We start from the raw sequence: 413 nt of genomic DNA, 5'->3' as shown, positions 1-413 counted from the left end.
GGTCCTCAACCTGGGGGGCTATACACGGTCGGGTCACCCCCCCGGCCCGACGCCCCCCCCCGGCGGGGGGGGGGGCGTTGGGCCATTCCCGTTTCTCACGGCCCGCGCTTCACGGCCCGTGTTCACTGCCCGAGTTTCACGGCCGGGTGAACGCCACGCCCTGGTGCGAGGGTTGCGGCGACCCGGTCGTGAATCCGGTGGTGAACCCGGCCGGCGGGACGAGGCGTCGGACGACGTGCCGGGCGTTGACGGTCCACCCGTCAGCACGACCGTGGCAGGCATCCGGTACCGCACTCCGTCAGCAGAACCGAACCGGGCGCCCCGCCGCGGGGGGGGGGGGGGGGGGGGCGGGGGGGGCGCGGCGCGCGGCGGGCGGGGCCCCCCGGGGGGGGGCGCCGAGCCGCCCCGACCCC

The sequence above is a fragment of the Kitasatospora sp. NPDC059747 genome (assembly GCF_042732955.1).
Lineage (GTDB): Bacteria > Actinomycetota > Actinomycetes > Streptomycetales > Streptomycetaceae > Kitasatospora.
The sequence above is the reverse complement of the archived record's forward strand: the minus strand, read 5'-3'. Positions refer to the sequence as shown.